Annotated in this window: 17 protein-coding genes; 14 read left to right on the plus strand and 3 right to left on the minus strand. The window is 42.9% G+C overall.

Annotated features, from left to right (window positions below; translation table 11 throughout):
- Positions 1 to 136 precede the first annotated feature (136 nt).
- Complete coding sequence (locus A8L45_RS03625; protein WP_068899288.1) at positions 137 to 637, plus strand: SixA phosphatase family protein; 501 nt, start codon at positions 137 to 139, stop codon at positions 635 to 637.
- A 309-nt stretch (positions 638 to 946) separates the two neighbouring features.
- Positions 947 to 1,858 (plus strand): DMT family transporter, encoded by a 912-nt coding sequence (locus A8L45_RS03630; RefSeq protein WP_068899289.1) that lies wholly within the window; start codon positions 947 to 949, stop codon positions 1,856 to 1,858.
- A gap of 86 nt (positions 1,859 to 1,944) precedes the next feature.
- On the opposite strand, the gene A8L45_RS03635 is transcribed toward A8L45_RS03630, so the two are convergent.
- The 3 genes from A8L45_RS03635 to A8L45_RS03645 all read right to left on the minus strand — a co-directional run bounded on the left by A8L45_RS03635 (position 1,945) and on the right by A8L45_RS03645 (position 5,307).
- Positions 1,945 to 2,937, minus strand: a complete 993-nt coding sequence (locus tag A8L45_RS03635; protein ID WP_068899290.1) for a hypothetical protein — start codon at positions 2,935 to 2,937, stop codon at positions 1,945 to 1,947.
- 246 nt (positions 2,938 to 3,183) lie between these two features.
- Complete coding sequence (locus A8L45_RS03640) at positions 3,184 to 4,377, minus strand: toxic anion resistance protein (RefSeq protein ID WP_068899291.1); 1,194 nt, start codon at positions 4,375 to 4,377, stop codon at positions 3,184 to 3,186.
- A 15-nt stretch (positions 4,378 to 4,392) separates the two neighbouring features.
- Positions 4,393 to 5,307: a hypothetical protein gene (locus tag A8L45_RS03645; protein WP_068899293.1), complete on the minus strand. Its 915-nt coding sequence runs from the start codon at positions 5,305 to 5,307 to the stop codon at positions 4,393 to 4,395.
- Positions 5,308 to 5,697: 390 nt separating this feature from the next.
- Here A8L45_RS03645 and A8L45_RS03650 point away from each other — a divergent pair, with 390 nt between their 5' ends.
- The 12 genes from A8L45_RS03650 to A8L45_RS03705 all read left to right on the plus strand — a co-directional run.
- On the plus strand, positions 5,698 to 6,207 hold the full coding sequence (locus A8L45_RS03650; protein WP_068899294.1) for a GNAT family N-acetyltransferase: 510 nt from the start codon (positions 5,698 to 5,700) through the stop codon (positions 6,205 to 6,207).
- Positions 6,208 to 6,331: 124 nt separating this feature from the next.
- The gene (locus A8L45_RS03655; RefSeq protein ID WP_068899296.1) at positions 6,332 to 6,709 is read left to right on the plus strand and encodes a hypothetical protein; all 378 of its coding nucleotides are present in this window, start codon (positions 6,332 to 6,334) and stop codon (positions 6,707 to 6,709) included.
- Positions 6,710 to 6,933: 224 nt separating this feature from the next.
- Positions 6,934 to 7,791, plus strand: coding sequence for a delta-class carbonic anhydrase (locus tag A8L45_RS03660; protein ID WP_068899298.1), 858 nt, complete (start codon positions 6,934 to 6,936; stop codon positions 7,789 to 7,791).
- 259 nt (positions 7,792 to 8,050) lie between these two features.
- The gene (locus A8L45_RS03665) at positions 8,051 to 8,416 is read left to right on the plus strand and encodes a VOC family protein (RefSeq protein WP_068899300.1); all 366 of its coding nucleotides are present in this window, start codon (positions 8,051 to 8,053) and stop codon (positions 8,414 to 8,416) included.
- A gap of 531 nt (positions 8,417 to 8,947) precedes the next feature.
- Complete coding sequence (locus A8L45_RS03670; RefSeq protein ID WP_068899302.1) at positions 8,948 to 9,505, plus strand: nucleotidyltransferase domain-containing protein; 558 nt, start codon at positions 8,948 to 8,950, stop codon at positions 9,503 to 9,505.
- 38 nt (positions 9,506 to 9,543) lie between these two features.
- Positions 9,544 to 10,170, plus strand: a complete 627-nt coding sequence (locus tag A8L45_RS03675) for a Type 1 glutamine amidotransferase-like domain-containing protein (protein WP_068899304.1) — start codon at positions 9,544 to 9,546, stop codon at positions 10,168 to 10,170.
- Positions 10,171 to 10,485: 315 nt separating this feature from the next.
- Positions 10,486 to 10,956, plus strand: a complete 471-nt coding sequence (locus A8L45_RS03680; protein ID WP_217492115.1) for a PH domain-containing protein — start codon at positions 10,486 to 10,488, stop codon at positions 10,954 to 10,956.
- On the plus strand, positions 10,946 to 12,484 hold the full coding sequence (locus A8L45_RS03685; RefSeq protein ID WP_068899308.1) for a PH domain-containing protein: 1,539 nt from the start codon (positions 10,946 to 10,948) through the stop codon (positions 12,482 to 12,484). Before A8L45_RS03680 ends, A8L45_RS03685 begins: the two co-directional genes overlap by 11 nt.
- 88 nt (positions 12,485 to 12,572) lie before the next feature.
- Positions 12,573 to 13,121 carry a GNAT family N-acetyltransferase gene (locus A8L45_RS03690; protein WP_068899310.1) on the plus strand — a complete coding sequence of 183 codons (549 nt, stop codon included), beginning with the start codon at positions 12,573 to 12,575 and terminating at the stop codon, positions 13,119 to 13,121.
- A gap of 157 nt (positions 13,122 to 13,278) precedes the next feature.
- Entirely contained in the window at positions 13,279 to 14,988 is a 1,710-nt protein-coding gene (locus tag A8L45_RS03695; protein ID WP_068899312.1) for an Lcl C-terminal domain-containing protein, read from the plus strand.
- On the plus strand, positions 14,985 to 17,540 hold the full coding sequence (locus tag A8L45_RS03700) for a cytochrome c peroxidase (protein WP_068899315.1): 2,556 nt from the start codon (positions 14,985 to 14,987) through the stop codon (positions 17,538 to 17,540). Before A8L45_RS03695 ends, A8L45_RS03700 begins: the two co-directional genes overlap by 4 nt.
- Before the next feature lie 358 nt (positions 17,541 to 17,898).
- Positions 17,899 to 18,327: hypothetical protein (locus A8L45_RS03705; protein WP_139122295.1), on the plus strand; the 429-nt coding region annotated here is incomplete at its 3' end.

Raw genomic sequence — 18,327 nt, forward strand, 5'->3', positions numbered from 1 at the left:
ACTCTACTGCTGGTCGTTTAGATAATACATAGAGAATAATTCAAATATCTGTTGTTCATCATTTATTAATTTAAATAATAAATAACTATGTCCTTTATATTGAAAGGTGAATCTGAGAATCAAAGGGACAACATAAATGAAAACCATCCATCTCATCAGACATGCTAAGTCGTGCTGGAAAGATGAGTTACTGTCTGACATTGACAGGCCACTTAACAAAAGGGGCCATAAAGCCAGCTCAATAATGGCTGAACATATTCTTCATGCAGGCTGTAAATTTGAGCATGTGTTTTGTAGCCCTGCTGTCAGAGCGCAAACAACACTTATCAATATGAGAAAACAGGCTACTGGTGAGCCGTTTACTTGGTCGACAGATACCGATTTATATTGCTTTGACGGCGACGAATTAATGGATTGGTTTAGTCGGCTGGATGAAAGCTTGAACAATATCGTTGTTGTTGGCCATAACCCGGCATTTAATGAGCTCGTTCAACGATTGACATCAGCAGACATCGAAAATATCCCCACCTGCGGTTACGTCCAATTAGTCAGTTCATCTGGATTTCTTTGGCGGGACATCGCAGACACACGTCTTACCATCAAGCATTTTTTACGGCCCAAACACCTAAAAGATTAAATGTAAAATACGAAGTTTGATACTAAGTAGACTGAGGAGGGGATATGCCGTGAGGCGAGGAGTACCCTTTCTGCATTACGTAGAAATTGCATCAATATTCTTATTGATTCAATGTAGCCAATCATTTAATTTAAATATTAATTAACGACATAGAGCATATTATGACTGTTTTCACTCTACCTCTCTGGCTACTGCTTCTTATGCCCATCAGTCGGTAGAGTGAATTGTACCCGGCTGTGAGTTAAGCAGCCGGAACGCCTTTACTCGCAGCCTTGAAAATAAAACGAAAGATTATTCAAGGAAGTGAAAATGAACAACGCGTCAGTTATTCCTGAAGATTCACTAAATTATCGAAAAGGCATCATCTACGCCTTAATCGGCACTCTGCTTTTTTCCATGAAACCCATTCTGGTGAAGCTTGCCTATTCTGCTGGCGGCGACGTTACCTCTATTATGAGTTTACGCGCTGTGTCTTCTCTTCCGCTTTACGCAGCTATTTTGTTCTGGCTATGTCGAAAGCCTGAGCAACGACAAAAAATGTCTAAGTACGGCTGGCAGGCGGCTTTAGTCGGCGTTTTAGGCTACTACTTTGCTACATTACTCGATATTTTGGCGTTGGAATTTATCTCTGCACAGCTAGAAAGACTGCTGATATTTCTGTTTCCCTCTTTTGTCGTATTGCTCAGTTGGGCATTTTTGAGAGAGCCACCAGCGAAAGGGACGTTTATATCTGTTCTTCTAGGTTATGCTGGTGTCACGCTGATCGTCTTGCATGATTTCAGTTCTTTTGGCTCTCAAGTTTGGCTTGGTAGTGTCATGGCCATCGGTTCGGCATTAATCTTTGCCATTTATCTGATTCTGAGTAAAAAAGTCGTTGGAAATATCGGGGCACAACTTTTCACCAGCATAGGTATGGGCACGGCTGGAATAGTTATCCTGACACAGTACCAGTTTGGCAATGTGCAATTTTCCGATATGTCGACTGAGTTGATAGGTATGGGGGTCGGGCTTGGGTTCTTCTGTACGGTATTACCCTCATATTTCGTCGCTGCCGCAATGGCACGACTGACACCTTCAGTACTCAGCCTCACCAGCAATATCGGGCCCGCAGTGACAGCTCTGTTTGCTGTTCTTCTTCTTGATGAGGCCTTTACCTTTTGGCATGTACTCGGGATGATTCTGGTTGTTTTTGCCGTAGTGAGAATAAATAAAAAGGGATAAGTGAAAGCTGGCAGGTTGCCAGCTTTTTTTATTTTTCCTTGGCAGACGGTGGAATAATATTAGCGACTCTGAATTAATTGCTCAACTCAGTGGCTCCTCACTTCTGCTTGAACTGCCTTAATTAAATCATTTGGCTGATCCAAACCAAGATATACAGTGTCAAAACCATTTACTGGCCTTTTCAGAGCAATTCGGACATTGGGATGACCAAAGTAATTATATTGTTTTGCGTGCTCGTTTTTGGGTACTTCTGAGGCGTGCGCAGAAATTGAAGCAATATCTTTCAATGCGATTTTAAGAGGGTTAAACACACCGAAGCGGATCATAAGGGCATCGTCTGTGATAGAGATTGGCCGACGAGACATCGCGCGGTAGTCTGCAACAAAAAATATAATGCCAATGACAGTCAGCAAACTGATAATATTCGCCGCGATAGGTGACCACACGTAGTGCAAGAAAATATGCATGATTGGCGCTTCAGCAATCATGATGACCAAAAAGCCCAATGCATTACTTTTTGCCTGATCCTTGTTGTGATAGCTGAAGTGTTCTTTCCCCGAAAACTGGCTTGGGGAAATTCTGTGTGCCATCAAGAAAAATGTCCAAACTCGTGTTTCCAGACCAAAAAATTTAGCAACCGAATTGCTTCCTAAAACACGACGGACACTGCCATCAATCGTCTTATCAATATCTCCGTGAGTATCGAGCGTTGCTTTAATGACTAATATCACTCCAAGAACCACTGAACACTCGACAATGAGAATAATTGGCACAGATACATAGCGCACCATTTCAAGATAGGGCCAAACAATTTTGCTGGAGGCGGGAATGATGTAGCTACCAATCCAAATTGCTAACAGACAAAGAAATAGACTCTGAACCAGTGCTTTTTTCTTTTCCCGAATACACAGCAGACAGATAATAGGTAAGGCTACGAAACTGTCGATAAGAAAGAGCCATTCAAAATTGGCATTACCAAAATTGTTTAATTCACTGTGGCTTTGATAGTAATTAGCCCAGAATATTGAAATAGCTATAAGAAATAATATGGGTAAAGCAGATCTTACTTTCAACTCCATCAATTGCTCATCCTTATATCAATTATGACAAAGAGAGTATACCGTTCCTTTTTTATCGCTGGTGTTGACTAGAATATTAATGCGAGTCGACTCCATTGCTTTCACTGAAATAAATAGAAAAGTACAGTTTTGGCTAAAAAATAACCCCAAAGCCTCAAAATAGGCGTTGGGGTTATCGGTTTAGAACCTGACACTAGCTCGTACTTGTAATAAAAGCAGGTAATTGTTTCGTCAGATATCTATCGTTTAATCAAGAATCATCTTAAACTGTTCACGGGTTTTATGTCCCTTCTCAACCCGAGCAATATTCTTGTCCATCTCAGACGTCATTTGCTTGAGTTCAGAACAACCTGTTTTCATTGTTTCAAGGGCTTCGCTACGATACTTACTGACATTTTCCAGCGCGTTAAGACTTTTTGTAAACGCGACCTTCATGACTTCCACTTGAATAAATGGATCAGATGCTAGAGCAAGTACCTGGACACCCTGTGTTTCTAATTTATCTGCAACATCAACAATCATTTTTTCTGTCAGCTCTTTCGACGATTGCAGAGCTGTTAAGATTTTCTTTTGGCGCGCCAACGCGATAGCGAGTGTTGCAGCGATACCAAGTGCTACCATAGTATGCTTAATAGCTCGATCAACCCCACGCATCAGCTCTTCGTTGGTTTTAATTAATACCTCAGAAACGACCCAGGCTTGCTGATAAACACCCTTAGATGTGATCAGATCACTCAGTCTTTGGCGAACCGGAAAATGAACCTCGTCTTTCAGAAAGCGCTGTTGTTCTGGATCCTGAACTTGTTCTATCCGCTCTTCGATGTTTTTATCGATATATTCGGCAAATGAGATGTAGTCATCTAGCTTAAATAACAAATGACGATAGCGAATCTGGTCTTCTTTCAAAGTTACATTATCGCGTTCCAGCTTTGCTTTACCTTGCTCCAAGCCTGTCACGATGCTCTTTAGCACCGAGTCAGTTGACTGATATTTCGCAATCCAGTTTTGAAGCGGCGTCGGAAGCCCCAGTACAGCCATAAAACGGCGAACGCCAGAAACACTAGAAAAGTCAAAGCCATTTGGGTCAATACTTCGTGCAGTATCTTCCATCTTCAACAAATCTTGGGCAACGTCACCACCATTCTCGGTGTCTGCCATCAACTCGCTGATCGGACCTTGCAATAATTTAGACTGTTGAGCCAGGCTCAATTCAATGTCATTACCAAGAGATTTGACGCTATTAGTAACTTCTAACTGGCTTTCCAATTCACGGGTACCAATAGAAAATACATTATCAATCCACTGATCAGCATTCGCTTTGATATCTTCGTTGATATTTTCCAAAGTTGGCGCGTCTGGAAGTTGCTTCTTCACTTGACTCGACGAGGGAAGAACCATGGCGTCTTCTTTCACAACATTTTCTAGCGTCGATGTTTGCATATCTTAAAATCCCATCTATTTTGCCATATCGTATTTTTCAGTACGGCCAATCATTACTTGAATTTCCTGTAGAGCCGTTTCCAAATCCATACCACCAGCTCCCTCGCGAGTTTGAATCGCCCCAAGGCTGCTTGTGACAATATCAATCCTAGTCATTACCTGTTCATTGATTGCAAGTATGCCGTCCATCTCTGTTAGCGCATTTTTGTGCAGTGTTAATCTTTCAACCAGAGCATTACGTGAGTCTTCATGGAGATGCTGGTCTTGAAGACGTTCATTAATATAATCAAGGTCAATGCCGCTGACGCTTCTTCGCAGCAAAACGTAGCGTTGTAATTTATCAACGACCCCAAGATACAACTGCTCAGTCGAATTTAAGTAGCGTCCATGTGTCATTTCATCATTATCAAATTGATGATTTAAAATGTTTAGAAAAACACCAAACTTCTCACGGAGTTTCTCAAACTGTTTCAAAGCCATCGTTTCTTTGAACTCTATCAGACCGCTAATCATGGCTTCTTCAGCCTTACTGTATGACCCAGACCAAGACGCTGAAGTAACTGAGTTATCCTCTGGCTTATTAGATTGATGAGAGAGATTAACGTGGCTTGTTTGAGATGAGACAAACGTCTCAGGTTGTTTTGCATTTCTATCGGCTGTTTTTTCTGTGGCACCGTTTTTTACTCGCAGAAAGAGTTTTACAACTGCAATGATAGGAATAATAAAAACACCTAAAGAAAGAATAGTAATGAAAGTGTCATAAATAACGCCTTCGTTACCGAGTAACCCCACCATTAAAGTAAACGCCAACCAAGAAAAAGCAATCGCTCGCGCTCTCTTGCTGTAACCATTTCTAAGTAAGAACCAACTGAAAACCATAGGTAAGAAAAAAATACCAACCTGAAGAAAAAAACTAACCTTCCTATTCATTCATGGCCCCCAAGCCAAGTAGAGTGTATATGTTATAAACGGGTATTTATTATCAAATATAAATTATCATGACTTATAAAATTAAAAGTCAATAGCACACAACCTCGCGCGTTATTCTATATCACTCTGACTAATTGACAACAACTGATATCACATATCTACCAGCTTAATATTCGGTTATTTTTTGTTCATTATTTTTTAAGCTTGATTCTATAACTTTATGTATGATTATTGAACGCACCCCTAGTGATAATTAAAATACAATCCCTTATCAATATAAAATATTGGATCCAGTTCATAATATTTATTTTTTTGTTCGTGGTTATTTCTCACTGCCTGTATAAATATGTTTCAATATTCTTCAAATTACTTTTTGGCAATGTTGAGAATATGACAATTCGTTTCGACAGAGTTCAATCCTCAGAGCAAGTCACACAGGTCTATGATTTGGCAGTTTCGATATGGAATGAGCACTATACCTCACTCATTGGGGAAGCTCAGGTTGCTTACATGTTAAACAGTTTCCACTCTCTTGCCACGATATCTGAGGAAGTTGAGACTGCATCAGCCTATTACTTCCTTATCATTAATGATAATTCACCCATTGGCTATATCAGCGTAAAGCCTGAGGACTCGTCATTGTTTCTCAGCAAGCTTTATGTCCTATCAACCTTTAGAGGAAAAGGGGTTGGTCGCAAGGCTATCCAATTTATTAAAGATATCGCCGCTGAATTCAAAAAAGATAAGATCACTCTCACCGTTTATAGACACAATTCACAGTCAATCAGCGCTTACCAAGCTATCGGCTTCAACATATCTGGAGAGATTTGTGCTGACATAGGCCATGGCTACTTAATGAATGATTACAAAATGGAAATGATATTGCAGTCTGGGCATTGATCTTTGTTTCCACAGATATGAAAAATATATTGCTGAAAATACCTAATCGATTAGCGTTCCGTACGAGCTGTTTTCTTTTCAGCGGTCATTAAACAGTTAATGGAAAACGAGAGAGACAATATCGATGAATTACTTCATATTGAGCGCAGGCATCCTTGCCACCCTGACTTCCTTGGTACATATTTTTGCGGGACAGAAAGACCCTATTCGTCCTTTTATGGATTCAGATTTGAATGAGGTACCGAAAGCGACTCTGTTAGCCTGTTGGCACATGGTATCTGTCATGCTTGTGTTTTCGTCGATCTTCTATTTGTACGTAGGTTGGTATTCCTTTCTACACCTCTACACCGGTATCTTCGCTCTTTCTCTCACCCACTTGGCATTTTCAGTTGTCTTCATTGTTGTTGGCTGGAATTTTTTTGGTATACGCGGCCTCCTGAAATTGCCTCAGTGGCTACTTCTTCTGCCTATTGGCCTTCTTAGCTTTTTTGGAACCCTCTGATAGCAAGCCAAAAAAGTTAGGATTAGCAATCGTCTTCAAACCCAACAAAACCTCTTTTTCACGAGTTGTATCTCAACTCATTTCTGTCTTGTTCATCACTCACCCTCCCTGAATGTCTTTTTTATCTGACTTTATGTGTCTCTTTTTTTAGCCTAACTTTCTCCGATGTAGAGTGTAACATCCCAACCGCGAGGTAAATTTCGTTAATTCCATAAGGAGGAACTATGACAGCAAAACCGATCTTTCTTTTGGCGGCAGTCTCATCACAGCTCTTTGTTTTAAGTGCAAACGCCGCCCATCATGGCGAAGTTAGTGACTCTATCATTGCCAAACAAAGAGAAAATCTAATCTCCAATACCATGGGTAAGGGATTTGGACCGCAGTCTCCGCGCAATATCGATTCGATTGTCGGAAAAAACCCTATTACTTTTGGTCAGGCACCGACATCGTCGTCTATGAACCTTTGTAATATCCACTTCCATAAAAATGCTGAACATGCAGGCGGAGAGTTCACACGTTATGCGGGAAACGGGGATGGTAAGGGCTATCAGAGTGGTTACACTTATAGCGGTAACCTAACGGCTAAAGAACTGACTCCAGTCAATAGGGAAGTTTGTCCAAGCTCACACGGAGGGCTAAAACCAGGAGACACCATTGAGGTACATTACGTGCATTCAACCGCTCATGTGGAGCCGGGGCCAACACTGGGCGCATGCCTCAGCGATGCGAATAAAAACCCTCAACTTCGGGTTGAAGCGCAGGTGTTTGTGTTGGTTAATGACCAAGGGGCTATGGACTTTAACCAGCTCACACGAATCGGCACTCAAAATGGCTTTCAACAGGCTGTAAACATTCCGCAAAACATGGGTAAGCCAGTTGAATATTCAGGCTCAACGACAGGTCCCGGATACAACGAAAAAGGCTCACCATTTCAGGTCAGTTGGAGCGTAAGACCTAAAGTTGCCAAACTAAATATCCACTCGGTGGCTCAATGGTGTGAGGGAAATGTGTTTAAGGAAAAATATGGGCACGGTGTCCGTAACCTAGTAAAAAACCCCGCGTTACTGTCCACCATTATGTAACACCTTGGCGGCAGATATTTGTCGCCATACCTCGACGTCTGTTGTTCACAGTCCCATTGCAATAGTTCATGCAGAGAAGGCTCAATCAACAATAAATTGTTTCAATGATAGTTAGGAAATCTGTCGGGCATATCGTAGAAACGATATTAGCTAGATATTGGATGTTGAGTGCGAGGTACACAGAGATACACTGATAACGTCCTTGGAAAAAATACCGTCGATCAACATCATTTAAAAAGACATCAACAGGGAGGTAAATTTGAATAATCTCAACATCGTAGAGATAAAACCCTTCGTTCCGGCAAAAAACTTTGATGTATCAAAAAAGTTTTATCAGGTCATGGGCTTTGAAATGGCCTCAGATGTTTCCGGTGTTGCCTACTTTAAAAGAGGCGATTTCTCTTTTCTATTGCAAGATTTCTATCATCCGGACCACAGTGACAACTTTATGATGCATCTGCTGGTTGAAGATATTGAGAGTTGGCATCAGCATTTACAGCAGTCAGGAATCGCTGAGTCCTTTAGTACTTCATTGACTGAAATCATTCAACAGCCATGGGGTATGCGCGAGTGCTGTTTGGTTGACCCTAGTGGCGTGTTATGGCGAGTCGCTCAGAACATATGATAATCTTTGACCAAACAACATTATAACTGATCAACTCTAGGGTTCTGCCCAAGGGGTTTTATCATTTATACGTTGGTAAAAATAGGCTGACCCACGGGGCGTGGTTTTAGAAAATCATTGCCTCGACCAGTATTAAAAAAATAAAATTTATTCCTCAGCCTACTGCTCATGATATGTATCCATACAATATTTTATATTAATCATTATTTTAGACCTATTTTTAAAAAATATTCAATATATATTAGTAAGGTTATCTTTCAATAAATCCTAGCGATTTTTATTACATAAATAACTAAAAATAATATTATTTTATATTTTCACTTTTCAAAATAATAATTTATTCTGCTATTTATAAAATATTAAATATCATAGTAATGATTTTTTTGATATGTATCGCAGTTAATTATCCCCTATGTGTTTCTCTGTCGGATGATGTAGTAATCATATTCACTCCGTTAAACGAGGTACTTAATCGTCCAAATTACTTCTTCATTATTGGTTGAGGTTGTCATTACAGTCAAAGGAATAGTATTGAGCAGTCGAGAAATAGATTTATCCCACTTACCCCTTCAGCAACAACTTGTCGAATCTGCATGTAGAGCATTCGAAAATATCCCAGATGTCATTGCTGCTGTATTGGTCGGCTCTCTCGCAGCTGGCAAAGGGGACAGAGTCTCAGACGCTGATATTGTTATATTTACCCAAAATAGCTTCCACAAAAAATCAGCCCCCTTCTTTTCAGCTTTTGAATCTGAGAAAGATATTTTTTACTGCCTTGATGGTTTTCATACTGAAGATGCTTATTTCAAAAAATATATATTCCATGATTTTACTAGTATCGAAATTCATTGCCTTGACCTCAAGGAGCCATTTGAACTCTGTCACCCGTTCAAGGTATTGTTTAATAAAACAGGGATGGTCAAAGAGAGAATTACTGATCAGCCTGCGCCTAAACATCAAGATTTTGAGGCTTACACACATGGTGATAAGGGTATTGTTTGGGAACTTTTTGACTGTATAAAGTGGCTAAGCCGTGATGATACTGAATTAGCCAAAAGTCATCTGAAAAAGCTTGCCGCAAAAATGTAACCGCGACCATGCCATGTCTGTGGTGAAGAGGGATATACATGTATTTAGCGTTAACCAGCGATCATTCAACACCACATGGAAAAGCTGCCATTCAGTCTGTCATTTCTGACGCCTTATCAGATCAGACAGTTTTCTCAGTGACTTACTTTGCATCTCAACCTGATCCAGGCCTCTTTTTTTTCAATTCAGTAGAATTATTTTATCGCGCTTTGGGTGCTGTCCATGTCCACTACGTCGATTCAAACACCAGCCAAATAGACATTGAACAGGCATTGAATGCTTCATTGATTCACTTGTCAGGTGGCGACACGTTTGCTTTTTTATCTTGGCTGCAAGAGCGAAGCTTGCTCGATACGCTGAATCGCTTGGCGAGAGATGGTAAACCCTTCGTTGGTGTCAGTGCTGGTGCAATGTTGATGACGCCGTCTATCGAGTCTGCTCCCTTGTGCGGAGACAAAAATGAGGTTGGCATACAAAACTTGTTTGCCCTCGATTTAGCTCCCTTCCTCTTTGTTCCGCATGCAGAAAAAAACCAACAGGAAATTGAACGGGTCTTCCAACTACTATCGCAAAAAAGACATCAAGTGGTTCTCTGCACGGATGATGATGCACTGGTCATTAAAAACGATGAGGTGATTGAGTTCGGCACCCCACTGTGGGTGTAACTGAGCGCAATAGCTTTTAGATAAGACAGTATCGGAAAAAAAATGTTATTACTCAAAGTGCTGTGTACCAAAAAATAATAAGACTGCTTAAGTGTGCAATAGTCAGTGAATTAACTTCTTTACGTCAGCACCTCTTCCTTTTTAGAGCCAAACATCAAAAAATCATCAGAAATGTTATATCCAATGCGCAAGATAGATTGATTGTGTTTTAATCATCTATAGCCAACACTAAACTGGTTTTTAATGATGAATAACTCCCCCACTTCTTCAAATTATCAGGTTACAAATAATGAGCTTCCCCTTTTGGAAACATTAGTGTGGGAACCGCTGAGCAGCCGTTATGTTTTAGTGAATCTATGGCTTAATATCATTTTATATTCTGTCTTATTCGCAGCCAGTATTGGATTTCGATGGCTGCCCCCTTTCGAAAATTTGACAGGCTACCTCTCTGTTGCGACTGCCATCTTTGCCTTTTTGATTCCTGCCATGACAACCTGGGGATTTATGTCGGACAAGAAAAAAAGGTTTAGCCTTCGGGAACAAGATATAAGTTTCTCCAGCGGCATATTCGTTCATCGTCTGGTAACCCAGCCGATGCTCAGAGTCCAACATGTCGAGTTGACACGAGGCCCCATAGAGCGGAAAGCGGGGCTTGCCAGCTTACAGGTATTCAGCGCTGGCGGGAGTTCACATACTTTTACCATTCCCGGTCTCCCGGTCGAAAAAGCTAAACAAATCCGGCAGTTTATCCTAAGCCATGGAGACCTGACTCAACATGACAAATAACGTTGACCAAGTTGGCAGTGTCTCCGCCAGTTCGCCTTGGCGGAGGCTTTCTCCAATCGCCCTTTTATACGTTGCTATATCCAGTATCAAATTCGTTGCCGGAAACTTCATTTATCTGATACCTATTTTGGTCATTGGTTGGCAGAGACTTTTGCAAAACCCTGAGATCATTGTCCCCGGCGTTATTGTTCTTTTTTTCTTCGTCTCTATTTTCTCTTGGCTTCAGTTTCGATCTTACCGCTATCGGATAAGTCACCGTCGTGTCGAAATCCGTTTTGGTGTCATCAAAAAAACCGTGTTGGATCTTCCCTTCGAGCGAATACAAAACGTTACCATCAACCAACCTTTGTATTATCGATTCACAGAACATGTCTACGTAGAACTCGAAACGGCGGGTTCTAGTGATCAAGAAGCGAAACTTTTCGCACTGACAAGGCAATATGCAGAGCAGCTGAAAGATGAAATCAGTAGCTCCCCATCGATCGCCTCGGTTGAAAACGCCCAATCTATCGAACAGCAAGCGACACCAGCCCCAGAGACCATTCTCAATCAGCGTTCAATATTTGATCTGATACTTCATGGCATAAGCAGCAATCGAATCTGGATCATGCTGGGAGCTATGGGGCCATTTGCAGAAGAAATATATGCGAAAATGGGTCAGGCACTGCAATACATGAACATAGATCTGGCGGCGATACTTGACCTCTCAAACAGCTCACTGACTGTGATCATCTTTTACACCCTTTCCATTATCCTGACGCTATTTCTCTGTCTCGTCACGCTATCCATTATGGCGGCAGTGGTCAGTTTTTATGGCTTTACCTTAAGTCGGCGGGGTGAACACTTCATTCGACGCAGTGGGCTGTTTACCCGGAGCGAAGTCAATATCAAACTGAGTCGACTACAACAGATAGTCTTTCAAAGAGACTGGCTCGATATGCTTCTGGGCCGAACCAATATAAAATTCTTACAGGCAGGATCTTCAGAAAAACAACAGTCATCTCAGACCGAAAATCTAATGGTTCCCTCTGTGACGACCGAGCAAGCTAACGCACTCTCATCTCAGGCATGGCATGACCAACAGCTTGAGAATATGACATTCAACCGGATTAGCAAACGGTATATATTCAGCCGTGTTCTCATAGCTGTCACTCTCCTATTAACGGCTTCAGGGTTGAGTCATCTATCAGGAGACCGCTCACTCATCTACTTTGCTGCTTCATTGACGCCTGTTGTCATTGCACTAATCGTACTGAGGTGGTGGAGATGGGGCTATACCTCTGATTATAAATACTTATATATCCGCAAAGGTCTGCTCGGCGTTGATAAGCTCATCGTACCCCTTGATAAGTTACAACAGCTTAAATGGAGTCAAACAGTGTGGCAAAAGCCTCACCATCTTGGTCAGCTAAAGTTGGTTCTGGCAAGCGGTGCATTATCTGTTCCTTTCATGAATCAGGAATACGCTTTTCATCTCCTTAACAATACGCTTGAGCGAATGGCGACAAGAAAACCAGCTTGGATGTGATGTCCACGCTTCAATTACGACGCCTGGTTTTTCTTTTATTTATGTCAGTCGATCACCCCAGCCTCACAACAACAATTCGAGATCAACGATGGAAACCACACTGAAAAAGATTCCGGTTCACTCACGCTCAGTGTTCGAAAATCTCTTTCAATATTATCGTTATGATATGTCAGAGTTTCTTGGACTCGCGCCAGACGACCATGGGTTGTATGTAACCCGTTCATCACAATTCGACGTCTATTGGAAAATGCCCGACCATCATCCATTTTTTATCTACGCTGACGGCAATCTTGCAGGCTTTATTCTCATCCGCCGTTATCCCGCGAGGCCAGAGTTATTCGATATTGATCAATTTTTTATCCTGAGAAGATTTAAAGGCCAGGGTGTGGGAAAAGCTGCTTTTAAACAGGCTATCACGCTTTTCCCGGGACAATGGCAGGTCAGAGTATTACGCGAGAATATCAATGCCCTTCGGTTTTGGAGCAAAGCAGTTGCTGAAGCGACAAGTGGGATATTTTCGTTGTCAGAACAATTGGATGACGATCTGTTAATGCACTTTTTTTCTTTCAGTACAATGTCATTCATCCATAAAAAATATTCGCCGAATGACCCATCGACAGCAAACTCACTGAGCTAGCGATTGACTGTGCTCGCTCTTATGACACTGGAAAACAGAGCTATCAAGCCCAATAAAAGGTCTTAGATCAAAATAACAATGCAAATAGAAATGGTTTGCATTTACATTTTTCGATGAATATCATCCCGACTCTTTTTTCCAAACCACTTTGAGCAGTATGAAACATCGCTACCTATTCCTCATGATCACAGCAGCCTTACTGACAGGTTGTTTTGACAACACCAGCTACACTTCAACCGATTCTGAAACAAAAACCGACGAAAGCAAAGACAAAGAAGATGGAGGCAAGGACAAAGACAAGGACGAAGACGAAGACAAAGAAGGCTCCGATGGAACGAAGCCAGAACAAGTCGTCCGCCTTTCTCCCAGTGATATCAACATTCTTGATACTCATAAAGTCAGTTTTGCTGTCCCCGGAATGCAAGCTGGAACAGCTCAGGCACTCGCAGACATAACCGCCAACTTCGGTGATGTGTCCGTCGACAGCAAGTTGGGTGTCATGACTCTTGATGCATCGCCCAAAGGCACCCAAAACGACACCGCCAGTATCTCAACATCGAAAAAAGCGTCAAACGCTAACTACCAATTCACCATCGCGTACTCCATCGACAAGCAACGCTACAAGGTGTCTGGATATGCCGTTCCCTACTTCAAAGATGACAATGAACAATTGGTAAAACGCTTCACTAAAATGAATGAAGACGGTTCTCTTTTGGAAGGCGATGAACAATATCTTTCTGCCAATGATCAACCATGGGCATGTATTCAGGATGCCAGTACCGACCTAATCTGGCAGGTTCCCTCTGTAGCCGGTGAGTTTGCTTACGACGCCACGTACTACTGGGGTGATAGAATCGTCAATCACAGGGATTTCACTCAAGCCGCCTGTGGACTGGCAAAAGACTGTAATTCCGACAACCTGAAAGCCTATGCCAATCAAATTGCACTGTGCGGAAATAGCGACTGGCGCTTGCCCACGTCGGCAGAGTGGAAGACTATTCTTGATAACAAAATGTTTGACGATAAAAAGCGTCAGCCGCCAATCGATCTCGCGTTTTTCCCCTATGTTGACGCTAATTATGATGAAGCATACTGGACTAACAGGTTCACACAATATCCTGATGGTCACGATGCTAAAGGCAGCTCCGATGACTGGCAGGGCTCAAATGCGCTAGTTGGTGACGCACATGTTATGTGGATGAGTAGTGACTTTGATGACATAAGAATCCCGCCTCGCTCCACCAATGAGCCTCACTTTACACTTCTCGTGCGCGGTAAAACCATCGCTGACAAATCAGACAATACGAAAGATGGTATTACTGAAACACTCGAGAATGAAGTCAACAAAGACAGTGATGAAGATGAAAACTGGACAGCAAGATTCATCAAGATAGGCAGCTATGGCCAAGCCCTGCGAGACCAGCAAGTCGCAGAATGGTCTTGTACCAGCGATACCTTTTACCGTGCTGATATGCCTAACACCCAAATCCTTTGGCAACGCCTCGATAATGACCAGCCCATGTCTTTCAGCGATGCAGAGCAGTATGTTAAAGATATCAATGCCAACACGCTATGTGGTAGAAATGACTGGCGCCTGCCTAATGAAAATGAGCTGAAATCTCTATTGATTAACCGTGTTTCCTACGGGATACCAGATACTCTGGGAGCGGGTTATAGAAGTAGTGTACTCGACGATACTGTGGTCGAGTATGACAGTTATTACTGGACATCAACACCAAGTAGTTACTATCCAGATACCAAGCATATGGCCGTTGCTTTTCAGACTGAATTTTCTGAGAGCAGTGCGGTTGCTAACGAAAAAACTGCCCGCGTCCGCTTAATTTCGACATCCAGTATCCAGCCATGAAAAAAGACTGTTCCATTAAGGTTGCTGCACTTGTTGCAGCAACCCTTTTCGTCACTGCCTGTGGCGGAGAAAACGCATCACCCGAGAAAACGACAACGCCGGACATTCAGCAACCCGTTGATCTCAAACCGAAACGTGAGGTCAGTGTCGCAAGTACATTTACCTTCCAATATTCACTGTCAAAAAATGCACAAATACGTGTCGTTGAACCCGCGTTACTGGGCAAAGTGAGTATAGATAACAGGCTGCTTACCTATACCGCGCCGAAGAATAAAACAGGTTCAGACCGTTTCAAGCTAGAAATCATCGAGCAGGCCAAGGTCAAAACGGTTCGATGGTTGATTCGGGTCAATGCGATGGAACCGCGTTTTCATCAAATACCTCTCGGACAAGCGGAAGCAGCACAGCACTGGCAATGTGTTTCCGACAACAAAACTCACCGTGGTATCACTTGGGTAGTGCCACTGCATCCAAACAACGAAACCTTCGCGTGGCAAGACTGGGAGGCAACATTGCCAAACCTGTCTGCACAATGTTCTGTTTCAGACGGGCCGTGTAATACTGACGCCCTAATTCAACAGGCTAATTCCCAAAGCTGGTGCGGTAAATCTGACTGGCGCCTGCCTTACGCATACGAAATGCGTAATATCACCAGTGAACAGGACTTCGCTCTCGACAGAAACCGACCCGCTATCGATCCCTATTTCTTTGGTAGTGTGGGTTTCGAGCAATATTGGTTGGCTACCGATGCGTCTGCGAAAAATGCTGAAAACTTCGCGTACAGGCACAGCTTTGGCACAGAACGTAAAAAAATGTCGCTTGCGAATAAGCGTAATCCTACCTCTGTCATGCTGGTAAGTGGCGCATTCCGCGATCCCACCAAACCCGATCAGCAGGACAAACCGCAGGATGAGGCAACCAGTTTTATACGGTTAAACAACAAAGGGCGTCCGCTAGCCTCAGCCAAACAACAGGACAGTTTCAGCAATTCACCATGGCGCTGTCTGGACGACATGCGTAGCTTGGTCCGCGATACTCTTTACCTCAGGGATGGGCGTTTTTCCTATCTTTACTGGTTGACGCCGAATGGCAGTGATATCACCAGCACCAGCAATTTATATCAACGCGACCCGCTGGCAGCAGAGTGCGGACAGCAACAATGCTCGCTGGATGCTGTGATCGCACAGATAAATAGCGGAAAACAATGCGGCCGAAGTAATTGGCGTCTTCCCACTGCTGATGAACTTGCCCTGTTGATGTATCAAGAGGTCAATGGCGGTGCTTACAGACTTTTGTATCAGGTATCTCTTAATAATCCTGAATCGGGTGATTACTGGGTAAAAACAAAAGATAGCCAACAAGTCGGCATTCTCTCGTTACCTCGAACTGAATCACTTGAACCAGTGACAGATATTGATGCCTCTGCCAAAGCACGATTACTTCTGATCGCAACAGAATTTGAACCCCTGGCAACAGAGGATCCCCGTTCAATAGGCCAACACGGAAAGCCTGATTTCCGCCGTCTTCGCCGTGACTACGCGACACATCCAGACAAGTGGCCTGAACCTTTTATCGATGATCCGGACAATTATCAGGAGCTTGGTATACTGCCTGCGGTTCAGTTTCCAGCAGAAAACCCTTACAGTGCGAACAAAGCAGCACTCGGTAAGCGTTTGTTTTTTGATACCTTCTTGTCGCGGAACAATGATGTTTCCTGTTCTAGCTGTCATGATCCCCAAAAGGGCTGGACGGATCATCTCGAGGTCTCCATTGGCCACGACAGACAGAGAGGGAAGCGAAACGCACCGACCGTGGTCAATAGCGGTTTCTTGCCAACACTATTTTGGGACGGGCGTGCAGATACACTTGAACAACAGTCACTGATGCCGATTCAGGATCCGCTGGAAATGGCAGAAGATTTGTCCAGTCTGGTTGCGCGACTCAACGGACACGCAGAGTATCCTGCAATGTTTGAAAAAGCGTTTCAACAAACACCGATCACTGAAGATCAACTGGGTCAAGCACTGGCGACATTCCAACGCACCTTGGTGAGTAATGGCAGCCAGTTCGACAAATTTGTCAAAGAAGCACCACTCGGTAAAACTGACGCTCTTTCTGATCAAGCATTGTGGGGACTCGACATATACCGACGTAACGGACGATGTGTGAATTGTCATATGGGACCTGAGTTTACCAATCATCAATTCGAGAATGTTGGCTTAACGTACTACAAGGCATTCTATGAAGATCTCGGCCGTTACAATATTGATGGTGAAAGCACCAGTGTCGGTAAATTTAAGACGCCTTCACTCCGCGACGTAATGAACACCGGACCATGGTTCCATAACGGCCTCGTACCGACTATGGATGGCGTGGTATCCATGTACTCAGAGGGCATGGCCAGCAACGCGCCTTTCGGCTGGGACAAATATGATCCCAACTACCCGGTGCTATCGGAAAAAATACGACCTTTAAATCTGACTGTGCAGGAAAGTGAGGCACTCAAAGCGTTTCTGAAAGCCATCACTGCAAACAGTCCGGAGGCGAGTTAAAGCAGGCTACCAAATCATTCGTCTCAGACCTTGCTTATAGAAAGCTGCTAAAAATTCGTTCGCAGTGGTTATATCCAAAGTGATGAAAACGAATATATTAAAAAAGGCCTTTCTGGCGACAACGGAAAAAAAGAGGGCGATACGGCAGAGTATCGCCCCTTAATTCACCTTTATAAGGTTACTTGTCGCTCGCCAAAGAACATAGGCGTTCTCGTCAGTTATCCATACAAGTCGTTCGAAAAGAAAAGAGATTGATACCTTAACCTCCAAAATAACCTCGCATATAAAACACTTGGATTAAAATTAAGAGTTAGATGTTTAACGATAACTCAGTCACTCATGAGATCCAGGTAAAACTATGCCAGACATTATTCTTTCATCTCCCGAAAGTATCCGCGTCGATGGATTCGACCTGACGGTAAAAGGACAAAACGGTCAGCCGATACATGTAAAAGATGGTTTATTAATGTTAGCCAAAGGCTCCCTTACTCTCTTCCACAATGATGAGCCTATTCCACTTTATCGTGTGTTGGATCTGGCTGGACTTAATGCACACCTTCTAACTGAATTTGTGGAGCAGGAAAATCTATTTGATACCGAGAACGGTAACACCCTGTTTGATTATATTGCCGCTCTCAGGCAACAACGACTCGAATCCTTGGTCAGTCTGCAAGAGATTGAAGCTGATATTGATCTGGAGACTAACGCAGTTGTGAGAGCACAGCGGCTCAGAGAGCTGGAAGAGGTCGCTTCAGATATACAAGGTTTGGATACAGAAATTCATACC

The sequence above is a fragment of the Veronia pacifica genome (assembly GCF_001707825.1).
Lineage (GTDB): Bacteria > Pseudomonadota > Gammaproteobacteria > Enterobacterales > Vibrionaceae > Veronia > Veronia pacifica.